This is a genomic window from Thalassospira sp. ABD4_177 (genome assembly GCF_056160125.1).
This window is the reverse complement of sequence record NZ_JBSWWO010000001.1, coordinates 143,541-158,022: the sequence shown is the minus strand read 5'-3', so window position 1 is coordinate 158,022 and position 14,482 is coordinate 143,541. Positions and strand designations below refer to the sequence as shown.

General features: G+C 54.6%; 15 protein-coding genes. 9 read left to right on the top strand and 6 right to left on the bottom strand.

What is annotated here, in order from left to right:
* Positions 1 to 76 precede the first annotated feature (76 nt).
* A complete protein-coding gene (infC, locus tag ACXAF0_RS00735; protein WP_062956905.1) occupies positions 77 to 592 on the top strand; it encodes a translation initiation factor IF-3 in 516 nt (171 codons plus the stop codon).
* A gap of 52 nt (positions 593 to 644) precedes the next feature.
* A complete protein-coding gene (locus ACXAF0_RS00730; RefSeq protein WP_475342868.1) occupies positions 645 to 1,049 on the top strand; it encodes a response regulator in 405 nt (134 codons plus the stop codon).
* A 63-nt stretch (positions 1,050 to 1,112) separates the two neighbouring features.
* Here ACXAF0_RS00730 and ACXAF0_RS00725 read toward each other — a convergent pair whose 3' ends face one another.
* Both ACXAF0_RS00725 and ACXAF0_RS00720 read right to left on the bottom strand, forming a co-directional pair.
* Positions 1,113 to 1,580, bottom strand: a complete 468-nt coding sequence (locus ACXAF0_RS00725; RefSeq protein WP_475346208.1) for an AEC family transporter — start codon at positions 1,578 to 1,580, stop codon at positions 1,113 to 1,115.
* A 283-nt stretch (positions 1,581 to 1,863) separates the two neighbouring features.
* Positions 1,864 to 2,328 carry an AEC family transporter gene (locus ACXAF0_RS00720; RefSeq protein WP_475342867.1) on the bottom strand — a complete coding sequence of 155 codons (465 nt, stop codon included), beginning with the start codon at positions 2,326 to 2,328 and terminating at the stop codon, positions 1,864 to 1,866.
* A 253-nt stretch (positions 2,329 to 2,581) separates the two neighbouring features.
* Here ACXAF0_RS00720 and rpmI point away from each other — a divergent pair, with 253 nt between their 5' ends.
* From rpmI to pheT, 4 genes are all read left to right on the top strand, one after another.
* Positions 2,582 to 2,779 carry a 50S ribosomal protein L35 gene (gene rpmI, locus ACXAF0_RS00715; protein WP_008888575.1) on the top strand — a complete coding sequence of 66 codons (198 nt, stop codon included), beginning with the start codon at positions 2,582 to 2,584 and terminating at the stop codon, positions 2,777 to 2,779.
* A 17-nt stretch (positions 2,780 to 2,796) separates the two neighbouring features.
* Entirely contained in the window at positions 2,797 to 3,153 is a 357-nt protein-coding gene (gene rplT / locus ACXAF0_RS00710) for a 50S ribosomal protein L20 (protein ID WP_008888574.1), read from the top strand.
* A 114-nt stretch (positions 3,154 to 3,267) separates the two neighbouring features.
* Complete coding sequence (gene pheS / locus ACXAF0_RS00705; RefSeq protein WP_475342866.1) at positions 3,268 to 4,338, top strand: phenylalanine--tRNA ligase subunit alpha; 1,071 nt, start codon at positions 3,268 to 3,270, stop codon at positions 4,336 to 4,338.
* Between the two features lie 4 nt (positions 4,339 to 4,342).
* Positions 4,343 to 6,751 (top strand): phenylalanine--tRNA ligase subunit beta, encoded by a 2,409-nt coding sequence (pheT, locus tag ACXAF0_RS00700; RefSeq protein WP_475342865.1) that lies wholly within the window; start codon positions 4,343 to 4,345, stop codon positions 6,749 to 6,751.
* Positions 6,752 to 6,829: 78 nt separating this feature from the next.
* On the opposite strand, the gene ACXAF0_RS00695 is transcribed toward pheT, so the two are convergent.
* Both ACXAF0_RS00695 and ACXAF0_RS00690 read right to left on the bottom strand, forming a co-directional pair.
* Positions 6,830 to 7,303 (bottom strand): hypothetical protein, encoded by a 474-nt coding sequence (locus tag ACXAF0_RS00695; protein ID WP_475342864.1) that lies wholly within the window; start codon positions 7,301 to 7,303, stop codon positions 6,830 to 6,832.
* A 110-nt stretch (positions 7,304 to 7,413) separates the two neighbouring features.
* The gene (locus tag ACXAF0_RS00690; RefSeq protein ID WP_475342863.1) at positions 7,414 to 9,477 is read right to left on the bottom strand and encodes a sensor histidine kinase; all 2,064 of its coding nucleotides are present in this window, start codon (positions 9,475 to 9,477) and stop codon (positions 7,414 to 7,416) included.
* A gap of 541 nt (positions 9,478 to 10,018) precedes the next feature.
* Between ACXAF0_RS00690 and lepA the strand changes: the two genes are divergently transcribed.
* The 3 genes from lepA (at position 10,019) to ACXAF0_RS00675 (ending at position 12,908) form a co-directional block, all read left to right on the top strand.
* On the top strand, positions 10,019 to 11,824 hold the full coding sequence (lepA, locus tag ACXAF0_RS00685) for a translation elongation factor 4 (protein ID WP_475342862.1): 1,806 nt from the start codon (positions 10,019 to 10,021) through the stop codon (positions 11,822 to 11,824).
* A gap of 132 nt (positions 11,825 to 11,956) precedes the next feature.
* Positions 11,957 to 12,415, top strand: a complete 459-nt coding sequence (locus ACXAF0_RS00680; RefSeq protein ID WP_475342861.1) for a heme-degrading domain-containing protein — start codon at positions 11,957 to 11,959, stop codon at positions 12,413 to 12,415.
* Positions 12,416 to 12,434: 19 nt separating this feature from the next.
* A complete protein-coding gene (locus ACXAF0_RS00675; protein WP_475342860.1) occupies positions 12,435 to 12,908 on the top strand; it encodes a GNAT family N-acetyltransferase in 474 nt (157 codons plus the stop codon).
* On the opposite strand, the gene ACXAF0_RS00670 is transcribed toward ACXAF0_RS00675, so the two are convergent.
* Entirely contained in the window at positions 12,909 to 13,307 is a 399-nt protein-coding gene (locus tag ACXAF0_RS00670) for a GFA family protein (RefSeq protein ID WP_475342859.1), read from the bottom strand.
* Between the two features lie 17 nt (positions 13,308 to 13,324).
* Positions 13,325 to 14,347, bottom strand: a complete 1,023-nt coding sequence (locus ACXAF0_RS00665) for an NAD(P)/FAD-dependent oxidoreductase (RefSeq protein ID WP_475342858.1) — start codon at positions 14,345 to 14,347, stop codon at positions 13,325 to 13,327.
* Between the last annotated feature and the right edge of the window lie 135 nt (positions 14,348 to 14,482).

Sequence of the window (14,482 nt, the reverse complement as noted above, 5' to 3'; positions counted from 1 at the left end):
TGTTTTCCTGTTTCTGTTTCTGACCGATTTGTTTGATGACCATAGGAGATTATCCATAGCACGACCACGCAAACCGATGCAGCCGACCAAGGAAGGTCCGCGCGTCAATGAGGATATCAAAGCCCGTTCCATCTGTGTTGTTGACGCTGAAGGCAATATGTCCGACCCGATAACGGTGCGTGAAGGCATTGAAATGGCAGCGGAAGTTGGACTCGACCTTGTCGAAGTCGCTCCGAATGCCGAGCCGCCAGTGTGCAAGCTGATTGATTACGGCAAGTTCAAATACGAACAAAGCAAGAAGCAGAACGAGGCCAAAAAGAAACAGAAGGTTATCGAGGTCAAGGAGATCAAACTCCGTCCGAACATCGATATCCACGACTACAACGTCAAACTGCGTGCCGCGCAGAAGTTTCTTGGCGGTGGTGACAAGGTGAAAGTCACGTTGCGGTTCCGTGGACGTGAGATGGCTCACCAGGACCTTGGTCTTGGCATGCTCCAGCGCTTTTCGGGGGATCTTGAAGAACTCGCAAAGCCGGAAATGATGCCAAAGATGGAAGGCCGTGTTATGATTATGGTGCTGGCGCCGCGTTAAGACGCGGCGTTTTGCCTTTCTACCCCAAGGTTCAAGCCAAAGAGGGAATGCCATGCCAGCTGGAAATGATCTGCTGATCGTTGGTGTCGACGACGACCCCAAGAGCCTGGTTCTTCTGAAACGAATCGTCGAAAGCGGCGGGTTCACGTTTCAGGGCGTTTCCTCTGGCAACGAACTTCTCAAACTTCTCAAGACCAAGCGCCCGCGCATCATCCTGATGGATATCATGATGCCCGACATGAACGGGTTTGAAACCGCGATCAATGTCCGGACGCATTTCCCCGATCTGGCCTGTGCCATCATTTATGTCACCGCGCGGCAAGGTGAAGAAGACTTGCGCGGCGGTGTGGCTGCCGGCGGGAATGATTTTGTCCTCAAGCCGATCAACCGCGAAAAGTTGATGAGCCGAATCGAAAAGTGGATCGGCCGCGCACACACCATCAAGACCGCCATCTGATCTGCGGTCTTTAGCGCCCGCCAACTCAATTATCATTGATGCGTGAATACGTTCGCCCGAGATTTAGGGTGCAAGCCAACCCACAATCGTATCGATATAGACTGAGAATGCGGAAAAGCTGATTACGCCAAGGGCTGTTGTCACCAGTACGATCGAGGAACTGCGTACGATATAGCGGTCATAGGTCGTCGCGATCACAAAGACGTTCCCCGCAGTCGGCAAGGCTGCGAGCAACAGAATGGCTTTGGCCTCAAGCCCGCTTGCCGAACCGAAAAGCCAGAAGCCGATAAACACAGCAATCGGGTGCGCAATCAGCTTGGCAATAGACATGGTGGAAAGTTCAGCGCGCTTTTCGGCGATTGGACGGCCGACAAGGGCCACACCGATTGCAAACAGCGCTGCAGGTCCCGCACTTTGGCCCAAAAGATCAAGCAGATAATCAACGCCATCGGGCCAATTGAGATCAAGCAGGCTTGCAGCCACACCAACGATAATGGCCAATACCACCGGGTTTGTAACGGTCCCGCGGATGATCTTGCCTGCTGGATTGCTGCCCTTGGCATGCTTTGCGCTTTCTAGGGTCAGGACCTATTAATTTGATTTGAATGGCAGACGTTATATTTACGAAATCCAAGGAAAAGCCCGCCGGTCGGGTCGGCATCCCGGACAAGGGGTTTGACGCTGGAGTTTGCAAATATAACGTCTGTCCTCCGGATTAAACGGATTTGCACGGGCTACTTTGTCGTAAAACTTTGAAAGATAAATATCTTCCTGCAGTTTTACTCCGCGTATCCGCACAAATCTGTTTAACCATTCAAACCAAATTAATAGGTCCTGACCCTAGGAGCAACAGTGAGAGTGGCAACATCACAATCAGATCGATAGCCAACGCAACAATCATGGGCACGGTGGCCTCAGGGCCAAGCAACCCGATGATCAGTGGCAGCCCCATGAAGCCGACATTGCCCATGCTTCCGGCAAACGAGAACAAGGTTTGACTGGTCGGATCGAGATTAAAGAATTTTGCGGCGATCAGGTGTGTGGTGCCATAAACCACAAGGGTCGCAGCCCCATAAGCCAGCATGATGTCAGGTTGCCAGATTTCAGAAGGGCTGCGGGTCGCCAGTGCCTTGAACAAAAGGGCGGGCAAGGCAAAATAGAACACGAACCCATTGATACCGCGCATGCCATCGACCGACACGATTTTGAATTTGCCGCCGATCCAGCCAAGGCCGATCAGGGCAAAGAACGGCAAAATGATTGATGTGATTTGCGACATGTAATCAGTCAGATGGCGAAATGTGCGATGGCGGATGGGCGTGCAAAATGCAGTGCATTGGCACAATGGCGGCGCAATGCCGCAAAAAGCAAGGGGAAAGGGCTGAATTGGCCCTTGAAAAAGGTAAAGTCGGAGTCTATAACCACCCGTCCCCAAAACAGGTGGTGAGGCTGGAAGGACTGTATTGGTTCTTCAGGGCATGCCCAGCCGCCGTAGGGGATTTCGTTTTCATTGCTTTTGCAAGGATAGAAAAATGCCCAAGATGAAGACCAAAGCGAGCGCGAAAAAACGCTTTCGCCTGACCGCCAGCGGAAAAGTCCGTCACAACGTGGCTAACAAACGCCACCTTCTGACTGCGAAACCGACCAAGATGAAGCGCCAGGCTCGTGGCACGGAGATCCTCTGTGACGCAGATGCCCGCATCGTCAAAAAATTCCTGCCGTACGGTTAAGGTTGAAGGAGAGTTAAATGGCTCGTGTAAAAGGGGGCGTGTCTTCACACGCTCGTCACCGCAAGGTTATTAAGGCTGCCAAGGGTTACCGCGGTCGCCGCAACAACACTTTCCGCACCGCCGTTCAGGCTGTGGAAAAAGGTCTGCAGTATGCATACCGCGATCGTCGCGTTAAGAAACGCCAGTTCCGCTCGCTCTGGATCCAGCGTATCAACGCTGGCGCACGTGAGAACGGTCTGAGCTACTCCCAGTTCATGAACGGCCTCAAAAAGGCTGGTGTTGAGCTGGACCGTAAAGTTCTTGCCGACATCGCAGTGCGTGAGCCGGAAGCTTTCAAAGCTCTGGTCACCCAGGCGCAGGCTGCACTGGACTGATAAACCTTTGTAAAAAGGTTTCATCGGCACTTGCCTGATTTGATCAGGGGCGGCCATATTGGCCGTCCCTTTTCTTTTTGTGATTTTTAAACCCAAGCCAAAGCGTCGGAAGTTATGGAAAACATCGAAGCATTGCGCGAAGAGGTTCTGGCGGAAGTCGAAAAGGCTGCGGATCTGACCGCGCTTGAAGACGTCCGCATCAGCGCCCTTGGCAAGAAAGGCCGCATTACCGGCCTGATGAAGAACCTTGGCAAGATGGACCCGGACCAGCGTCGTGAATTTGGTCAGACACTCAATGCCGTCAAGGACCAGGTCGCTGGCGCAATCGAAACCCGCAAAACAGCCCTTGAAGATGCCGCTCTTGAGGCACGTCTGTCGGGCGAGCGGATCGACGTAACCCTGTCTTCGCGTCCGGATGAAACCGCGGGTCGCGTTCACCCGATCAGCCAGACGATTGACGAAATCGTCTCGATCTTTGGCGAGATGGGCTTTGCGCTCGCCGAAGGTCCGGATGTTGAAGACGACTTCCATAACTTCACCGCACTGAACATTCCGCCGGAACATCCCGCGCGTGAAATGCAGGACACCTTCTATCTGCCCGAACAGGAAGACGGTTCGCGCCTCGTGCTGCGCACCCACACCTCGCCGGTGCAGATCCGGACCATGCAGTCCAAAACCCCGCCGATCCGCATCATTGCGCCGGGTCGCACCTATCGCTCCGACAGCGATATGACCCATACGCCGATGTTCCATCAGGTCGAAGGTCTGGTCATCGACAAGAAAACCCACATGGGTCATCTCAAGGGTTGCCTGCTTGAGTTCGTCAAAACCTATTTCGAACTTGATGATGTGCCTGTCCGCTATCGTCCGAGCTTCTTCCCCTTCACCGAACCGAGTGCCGAAATGGATATCGGTTGCTCGCGCAAGGGTGGGGAGCTCAAGATTGGCGAAGGCGACGATTGGCTGGAAATTCTTGGCTGCGGCATGGTTCATCCGCGTGTTCTGTCTGCCTGTGGTCTTGATCCGGAAGAATATCAGGGCTTTGCCTTTGGCATGGGGATCGAACGTATCGCGATGCTGAAATACGGTATTCCCGATCTTCGCACCTTCTTCGATACCGATCTGCGCTGGCTGAAACATTATGGTTTCGTGCCGCTGGATGTACCGAACATGGTAAGGGGCTGAGGATATGAAATTCACACTGAATTGGCTGAAACAGCACCTTGATACCGATGCATCGATTGAGGTGGTCGCCGAAAAACTGACCGATATCGGTCTTGAAATCGAAGATGTCACCGACCGTGCGGCAGCCCTGGCCGATATCCGCGTCGCCCACATCGAAGAAGCCGGTCAGCATCCCGATGCCGACCGTCTGAAATTGTGCCGCGTTAATACCGGCGATAAGGTTATTCAGGTCGTTTGTGGGGCCCCGAACGCCCGCACCGGCATCAAAGTCGCACTGGCACAGCCGGGCGCGATCATTCCGATTGATGGCTCCAAGCTGAAACCGGGCAAAATCCGCGGCGTCGAAAGCCAGGGCATGATGTGCTCCACCCGTGAGCTGTGCCTTGGTGAAGACCATGACGGTATCATCGAACTGCCCGAAGATGCCGAAATCGGCGCACCGGTCGCAGGTGTCCTTGGTGCTGATGATCCGATCATTGAAATTGGCCTGACCCCGAACCGCCCGGATTGCACCGGTGTGCGCGGGATTGCCCGCGATCTGGCGGCAGCTGGTATCGGCACGCTCAAGGCCGATCCGCGCGAGCAAGCAGTTGCTGGGTCGTTTGACAGCCCGATTGGCGTCACCATCAGCAGCGATATCGCCAGCAATAATGTGGTTCCGACCTTCTATGGCCGTTATATCCGTGGTGTGAAAAACGCCGAAAGCCCGGATTGGCTGAAAGCCCGTCTGGAAGCCATCGGTCTGCGCCCGATTTCGGCACTGGTGGATATCACCAACCTTGTGACCCACGATCTGGGCCGTCCGCTACATGTGTTTGACGCCGACAAACTGTCGGGCGACATCAATGTGCGCTATGCGACCAATGGCGAAAAGATCGCAGCCCTTGATAACAAGGAATACGAACTTTCCGATTCCATGGTGGTCATCGCCGATCAGGCCAAGGCGCTTGGCATTGGTGGGATCATTGGCGGCGAAGAAACCGGCTGTCTTGAAGAAACCACCAATGTGTTTGTCGAATGCGCGCTGTTTGATCCGATCAGCATCGCCAAGACCGGCCGCAAGCTTCAGGTCAATTCCGATGCCCGTTACCGGTTCGAGCGCGGCGTTGATCCGCAATCGATTGCATGGGGCATGGAAGTTGCCACCCACCTGATCACGGAAATCTGTGGCGGCGAAGTTTCGCACGTCGTTAAGGCGGGCGAAGTCCCCAACCCGCGCAATTCCTTTGATCTGCGCATCGACCGTATTCTTGAACTCGGCGGGGTTGCCGTCGAGGCGGACCGTGCCATCGACATTCTTAAATCGCTTGGGTTTGAGGTCAGTGGTTCGGCACCGGTCATTACCGCCATCGCACCGACCTGGCGTCCCGACATCATCGGTGAAGCCGATCTGGTTGAGGAAGTCCTGCGCATTGTCGGCTATGACAAAATCCCGACCGTGCCGCTCGAACGTGAAAGCAGCCTGCCGGTTCCGGCCTTGTCCCCGATGCAAAAGCGCGTGGGTCTGACCCGCCGTGTTCTGGCGTCGCGTGGACTATACGAAACCGTGACCTGGTCCTTTACCGATTCGCGCTGGGCTAAACTGTTTGGTGAGTTGAAAGACGGTCTGTATCTGGCCAATCCGATCAGTTCCGATCTTGATATCATGCGCCCCAATGCCCTGATCAACATGATCGCGGCTGCCGGTCGTAACCAGGCACGTGGTTTCTCCGACTTGGCTCTGTTTGAAGTCGGTCCGGAATTCTTTGGCGATCAGCCAGGCGATCAGCGTCTGGTGGCTGCCGGCCTGCGTGCCGGGGCAACCACCGAGCGCAGCTGGACCGGTTCGCGCCGTGATGTTGATGTCTTTGACGTCAAGGCCGATGCCGAAGCCCTGATCGATGCGCTTGGCACCAATGCTGCCAATGTTCAGGTCAATACCGACGGCGCGCCGGAATGGTATCACCCGGGCCGTTCGGCTGCGTTGCAGTTGGGGCCGAAAAACGTTCTCGGTTATTTCGGTGAACTGCATCCCAAGGTGCTTAAGGCGCTTGGTGTCAAAGGGCGCGTTGTGGCGTTTGAGCTGTTTGTCGAAAACGTGCCGATGCCCAAGAAAAAGGGCACGGCCCGTCCGGCGCTCAATGCATCCAGCTTCCAGTCGGTCGAGCGTGACTTTGCCTTCCTGCTAGATGATGGCGTGAAGGCAGACGCAATCATCAAGGCTGCCAAAGGGGCAGATCGCAATCTGATCACGGATGTGACGATCTTTGACCTTTATGCCGGCAAGGGCATTGAGGATGGCAAGAAATCACTCGCCTTCTCGATCACCCTGCAGCCGACCAAGGCAACCCTGACCGAAGAAGAAATCGAAGCGGTCAGCAAAAAGGTTGTTGAGGCTGTCGAAAAGGCCACGGGCGGTTCATTGCGCGCCTAAGGCTGCGTCGAAATATGAATGAAAAAACGGGCGGCTCCATATGGGCCGCCCGTTTTGCTTTCCCGATGTCGGTTAAAATTACCGACCGGGGCGTTTACGCAGGATGGCATATTCGTCCTCGTCCAGATCAAGCGCGATCAGGTCCGGGCCATTGGTAAAGATGTGCCATTCCATATCGGTGTCATCGCATTCGATGGTCAGCTGATCGACCGTGCTGTTCCATTCACAGCGTTCGCGATCATCATCGGCTTCAAGCCGACCCGTACCATTGTCATAGAGATGCATGACGAGAAACTCTTCGTCCTCATCAATCGAGTAGATGCCATACGTTTCGTTTGCAAAACGGTAATTGATTTCTGCGCCATCCAGACGCCGCCAGCCACGCGGCAGGGGCTCACCCGGTTCATGTTCGGCAAAATAATAGGCCAGTGTCTGCATGTGGCTGTCATTCATGGTGCGCATGTCCGAGCCACAAGCGCTCAGGGCCAAAAGGCCAATCATCCCCAGAACGGGTTTAAGGGCCGGGCGAGACAGAAGGATGGTCTTGAACATTGAACGCTCCATAACAGGCACAGGGCAGCTTTTACCTGTCTGCCCGCTTCATGCCAAAGACGAAGCAAGATACTTGCCATTCAGTCCCGGCAAGATCGGGAAAGGTGGTCTTATCTTTTTGGTAATTGGCTGGCGTGATGTACCCGCAAGGTAAAGATAATCGTCGTCCCCGGGTCACTGACCGGGCGACTGGTATCAAGCCAAATGCGCCCGCCATGCTGTTCAACGATCTTGCGACAAAGCGACAGGCCAAGCCCCGTACCGGAAAACTCGTCCTTATGCAGGCGCTGGAACAGGCGGAAAATCCGCTGTGCATGTTCAGGGTGAATACCAATGCCGTTATCACGCACCGAAAAACGCCAATAGTCGCGCATCACCGGGTCCGGTTCGACCGTGATCGAGATATGCGGTGGCACACCCGGGCGGCGATATTTTATCGCATTGGACAACAGGTTCTGGAACAATCGCGAAAGCGCAATCCGGTCACCCTTGATGGTCGGAAGATCATCATGGGTGATGGTGGCGTGTTCGCGGCCAATAATATCCTTAAGGTCTGCCTGGGCCTCGTTTAAGACCTGATTACAGTCAATCGGACTGAAATCCTCGCCCGCGCCGGTCTTGGCATATTCAAGCAGATGGCTGATCAGTTTGTGCATGCGTTTGGCACCATCAACCGCAAAGTCGATATATTCGTCGGCTTCCTGATCAAGGGTGCCGCCATAACGCTGTTTGAGAAGCTGGGTATAACTTGCCACCATGCGCAATGGTTGCTGCAAATCGTGGGACGCAACATAGGCAAACTGTTCAAGGTCTTCGTTACTGCGTTTGAGCTGATCGAGCGTGTCGCGCAGCTTGTTGGCGTTTTCGACGAACTCGGTCACGTCGCGCGCGCTGCAAAAGATCATATCGTCAAACGGTCCGACGCAATGCCACGCCAGCCAGCGGGTATTGCCCTTGCGATCGAGAACGCGCAGGATCGATTTACCATCCCCAAGCATCGTCGTGCCGCTTTTCTGGCGCATGGCCGTCATGGCGGTTTGCTGATCTTCGGGCACAAACAGCTTGAAGAACGGTTTGTTGACGATGTCATGCACCGGCAACCCCATCAGGTCTTCAAGTGTCGGGCTAAATCCGCGTAGAACACCCTCAAGGTCAACCGCAATGGCCGGCTCCGGAGTATGGCGCAGATAGGTCTCGAACGGATGGCACAATTCCTGTTGCGTGGCGGTTTCCAACAGCAAGACAGAGATGAATTCCCGGTCATCCTCGGTATATCGATGCGCCATCAGGTAAAAGCGCTGCATATGGTTTTTGGCCGTGCGGATATCGACCATGGTGCCAACCCGCGCATCCGGCCAGACATTGTCAATCAACGGCCCGCGCAGCTTTGTCCGTGATGCCGGTGACAACCGGTCCAGCAGATCGGTCATGCTTGTGCCGATATTATCGGCCGTCGGGCCAAGGATTTCCGGCCAGTTCAGCTGGGTGGTCAATTTGCCATCCGGCGTATCGACCGGCCAGCTGACCACGGCACAGCCGCATTCCGACAGGGTGTTTTCAGTGTCGCTGAAATGTTCGGCAAGGTGGGCGGCGCGCATGTGCTGGCGTTTCAGACGGTGCCACAACCAGACGGCCAGACCGCACAGAATGGTCATGGCCATGACGAACATCAGCGCGTGCAGAATGAACGCGTCGCGCCAGTTCGTCAAAAGCGTACTGCGCGGTGTATAGGTCACCACAATGCGGTTGATTTCGGGCAGCTTGCTATAGGCCAGCACTATGACCTCGCTGCTATGAACACATAGCAGCGAATCACGTTCTGTCTGCTGGGTGCTGATATAGTCGCCAAGGTCACCAATCAGATGCGGCGGGATGAAGCCCTTTACCTGATTAAGCTGATTATCAAGCAGGCCAACCGTGATGTCGGAATTGTCAGCGACGATCTTTTGCAGATCGACATCACTATGGAGCAACAGCATGGACCCCAGTCGAAAAGCTGTCGCTTCGAGCTGGGCACTGGCGTTTTCGACCGCGCTGTCATACAGCGTCTTTTGAATGAAGAAGAACGAAAACAGCAGGACGAACACACCGGTCAGCGTCAAGGCCGCAAGCCGTTTACGCAGCTTCACAAGGCTGCGCCGGGACAGGGATGGCTCGATTGACGTTATGAACATGTTTTTGGCGGAGTCCTGCCAGACAAGATTATCGTTTCTTCAACTAGAAATCTAAGTCCTTTTCACACGGTTGAAAAGGATACAAACAAATGAATTCATGCGTTTGACGGCATCGTTTTCGATGATTGGGCCTGCTTTTGGGGTGCGGAAAGGCAATCGGTCGGAACATCTTTGATGCTGCTATGGTGTCTGCGCCGGGCCACAGTCAATTTGTGCATGGCTTGAACATAACACAACGCTTCTAATTCCGTGCAAAAACCCCTATAAACCCGCTGGTGATTGATCCGGGAAATGACCAAACCAAATTCCCGAAGGATGCAATGACCGCGCAATGCAGGTTTTCTGATTGTCCCTGTTCGCATAAGTGATGCGAGTTGCCCTGATGTCGCCGCCGTAGATGGCTGGCGGACGCAGAAGGCGGAAAGTCAAAACTTGCGGCGTGCGCGGTATTGATCTTGCGGGGAATGGATGATCACAGCGTTTAAACAAATGTGCCACGCGGCGAAATGCCAGCCAATTTTAGTGCCAGAAGCAGCCAAAAATGACTGACCTTAAGAATATTCGTAACTTTTCGATCATCGCCCATATCGACCACGGCAAATCGACCCTGGCCGACCGCCTGATCCAGTTGACCGGCGGCCTGACCGAACGTGAAATGGCTGAGCAGGTTCTCGATTCGATGGATATCGAACGCGAACGTGGCATCACCATCAAATCACAGGCTGTTCGGTTGAAATACACCGCCAAGGATGGGCAGGAATATACCCTGAACCTGATGGACACGCCGGGCCACGTCGACTTCGCATATGAAGTCTCGCGCTCGCTTGCCGCCTGCGAAGGATCCCTTCTGGTGGTTGATGCGGCGCAGGGCGTCGAAGCTCAGACCCTTGCCAACGTCTATCAGGCGATTGAAAACGATCATGAAATCGTCCCGGTCCTGAACAAGGTTGATCTGCCTGCGGCGGAACCCGACCGGGTCAAGGAACAGATCGAGGAAGTCATTGGCATTGATGCCTCTGACGCGGTGATGATTTCGGCCAAGACCGGTATGGGGGTGCCCGATGTTCTCGATGCGCTGGTTGAGCGTCTGCCGGCGCCGACCGGGGATGCGGATGCGCCGCTTGAAGTTCTTCTGGTCGATAGCTGGTATGACACCTATCTGGGTGTGATGATTCTGGTGCGCGTGAAGGAAGGCACCTTGAAAAAGGGTCAGAAAGTCCGCTTCATGAACGCCAAGGTCACCCATCAGATCGAACGGGTCGGTGTCTTTACGCCAAAACCGCTTGCGCTTGATGAACTTGGCCCGGGCGAAGTCGGCTTTATCAACTGCGGTATGAAAACCGTTGCCGAATGCGAAGTCGGTGACACGATTACCGAAGAAAAACGGCCCTGTGCCAAACCGCTTTCGGGCTTCAAGCCGTCCATTCCGGTGGTGTTCTGTGGCATTTTCCCGGTCGATACCAGCGAATATGAAGTGCTGCGTGATGCGCTTGAAAAGCTGCATCTCAATGACGCGTCCTTCCAGTTCGAGCCGGAAAACTCGACCGCCCTTGGCCTTGGCTTCCGATGTGGCTTCCTCGGCCTGCTTCATCTTGAAATCATTCAGGAACGTCTGGAACGCGAGTTCGAGCTTGAGCTGATCACGACCGCCCCGTCGGTGTCTTACAAGATCACCATGAGCAAGGGCGAAGAAATCATGCTGCACAACCCGGCTGATTTCCCCGATGTCACCAAGATCCAGGCGATTGAAGAACCGTGGATCAAGGCATCGATCATGGTGCCGGATGAATATCTTGGCGGGATCCTGACCCTTTGCACCGAACGCCGTGGCATTCAGCAGGACCTGACCTATGTCGGCAACCGCGCAATGGCGGTTTACAAACTGCCGCTCAACGAAGTGGTCTTTGATTTTTATGACCGTTTGAAATCGATTTCGCGTGGTTATGCCAGCTTCGATTACGAGATTGCCGGTTATGATGAAAGCGATCTGGTCAAGGTATCCATCCTGGTTAACGAAGAGCCGGTCGATGCGCTGGCGCTGATGGTGCACCGCTCGGCCGCTGAATATCGTGGTCGTGAGATTTGTAAACGTCTTAAGGACCTGATCCCGCGCCAGATGTTCCGCATCGCCATTCAGGCCGCCATCGGTGGCAAGGTGATTGCCCGTGAAACCGTCTCAGCGCTCCGTAAGGACGTGACGGCAAAATGTTATGGCGGTGACGTTTCGCGTAAACGTAAGCTTCTTGAAAAACAGAAGGCCGGTAAGAAAAAGATGCGTCAGTTCGGCAAGGTCGAAATTCCGCAATCGGCCTTTATCAACGCGCTCAAGATGGGCGACGACAAGTAAGCCGAAATTACGATATCGAAACAAAGTCTGTAGTCCCTTGCGGATGCAGCCTTTTTTCTTTGGGGTTTCGCGTAACCCTGCGCTGCGGTATGGATGGCCAGACCAACCCGTTATTTGCCCAAGGAGCCCGCAATGGATTTGGACCAGCTTGCCAAACAGGAAGAAATTCTGGTGTTTGATCGCTTTGACGAAGACACCGCCTGGTCAATCGGCTCCAAACTGGTGGGCGTGGCGCAGGCACAAAATGCCCCGGTTGCGATTAATATCCGTACCCCGGACCGCACGCTGTTTCATGCATCCCTTGCCGGGGCCAAACCGGCCAACGATGCGTGGGCACGCCGCAAAAGCAATCTGGTGCTGCGTGAACATCAAAGCTCGATGCGTTTTGGCGCGGAGCTGAAAGCCAAGGGCAAGACACTGGCCGATCATGGAATTGATTTCGCCGACTATGCCGATCACGGCGGCAGCTTCCCGATCCGCGTTGCCGGTGTGGGTATAATTGGCGCGATTACGGTTTCGGGTCTGGCATCGCACGAAGATCACGGCATGATTGTTGATGTTCTGTCTGAACACCTTGGTGTGGTACACTAACCGTTCGGAGTAATTATGCATGCCTGATCGTCCGACCTACCGTTTAGCGGAACCTAAAGACAACGAAATGGTTCGCACAATTAGTGCAGCTGCTTACACACCGGCATATCAAACGATTATCGGTGCAGTGCCAAAGCCCGCATTCGAAGATTATGCTGATCGGATTGAAGCTGATTTAGTATGGCTCGCTGAGACTAGCCAGCGGTCGATTGGTCTAATTGTGATGGCATTCCCGGAACATCACGCCGAGATTTACAGTGTTGCGGTGCTACCAGAATTTCAAGGTAGGGGAGTGGCCGCTGGTTTGATTGAGCTGGCATGTGAGCAATCCAAATCGCGCGGCTATGCTAGTATATCGCTCTACACCAACACAAAGATGCAAGCCAATCGCAGGCTTTATGCTCGCTGCGGCTTTGACGAAACGGGAACCCGGCCACATCCCGGCCGCGAGGGCGAATTTCTTGTCGATATGGCACGTTTCCTCTCGGCTTGATCAATCGAAATGCGCGATGTCGGGATCCATGCCGGCAAATCTTGCCAGGGCGGTGCGCATCCAAAGATGCTTTTGGGCTTTGAACGGGCTCGGGTTACCAAAGCTGCCAAGCCGCAGATCGATGAAGCTGTCATCATCATCCTTGCGCCAGGTGATGCTTGACCCGCATTTCGGGCAATAGCCGCGATACTTGCGTGGCGAGCTTTCATAATCGGTTGGCTTGCCATTCCACGAAACGGCACCGGCCGGGAAGCTGACAAAGGTCGAGACCCCCGAACCACTGTCCTTGCGACACATGCCACAATGGCAATGATTGCCGCCAATCGGCTCCCCGGAAGCAACAAAGCGCACCGCGCCACAAAGACAACTCCCATGATATTCGAGATGTGTTGTGGTCATGGTGCGCAAATGTCGGTTTATTCGTTCGGAACGCCCGTTGTCGTCGAATATTCGAAGTGGAATTCCTTGTCTGGGAACATGTAGGCGCGGGCCGCATGGATCGCACTTGCACCCTCGGCAAAGCCTGACAGGATCAGCTTAAGCTTGTGCTCATAGGTCGCAATATCGCCGATGGCAAAGATGCCCGGGACCGATGTTTCCATGGTCGCCTGTTTGACGCCGATATGGTTTTTCTCAAGATTTAGGCCCCAGTCGGCAATCGGGCCGAGCTCCATCGCAAGACCAAAGAACGGCAGGAGATGATCGGCTTCAAGCTCGCGCTCTTCGCCTTTGAGCGTCGCGACAACCACATGTGACAGGATGCCGTTTTCACCCTTAAGGCCTTTCAGCTGATAGGGGATGACCATCTCGATCTTGCCGGCTTCGGCAAGGGCTTGCAGTTTCGCACTGCTGTCCGGGGCGGCACGGAATTTCGGGCGGCGATGGACAACCATGACCTTGGCTGCAATGTCATGTAGCGACAGCGCCCAGTCGACAGCCGAGTCACCACCACCGGCAATCACGACTTTCTTGCCAGCGAAATCAGCCCGGCGTTTGACGTAATATTGAACGCCACCCGATCCTTCGTAATCTTCAAGGCCATCCATCGGCGGCTTGTTCGGGCCAAAGGCACCACAACCCGCCGCAATCACGACCGCACCGGCATCAATCACAGTGCCCTTGGTGGTTTCCAGCGTGAAACGGCCATCATCGCGTTTCTCAAGCTTGGTGACCTGCTGACCAAGGTGATAGGTCGGCTCGAACGGATCGGCCTGTTTGGCCAGTTCGTGAATAAGATCCTGACCGGCAATCTGCGGATGGGCCGGAATATCGAAAATCGGTTTTTCCGGATAAAGCGCGCTGCACTGGCCGCCGACCATATCAAGCGCGTCGATCACATGGGATTTAAGCCCCAGCATACCGGCTTCGAAAACCGCAAAAAGCCCGACCGGGCCTGCGCCAATAATGGCAATATCTGTGCTGTGCGATGCGTCTGACATACTTCTTCCATCCAAATAAAATCGAATTTGGGTAGGGTGCTGACCCCAAGCCCGGCGGTGTGCGGGATTTCTTATGCAGCCAGATAGCATCTGGGGCACGATATCGCAATGTAAACCGGCCTTTTTCCGGCTTTG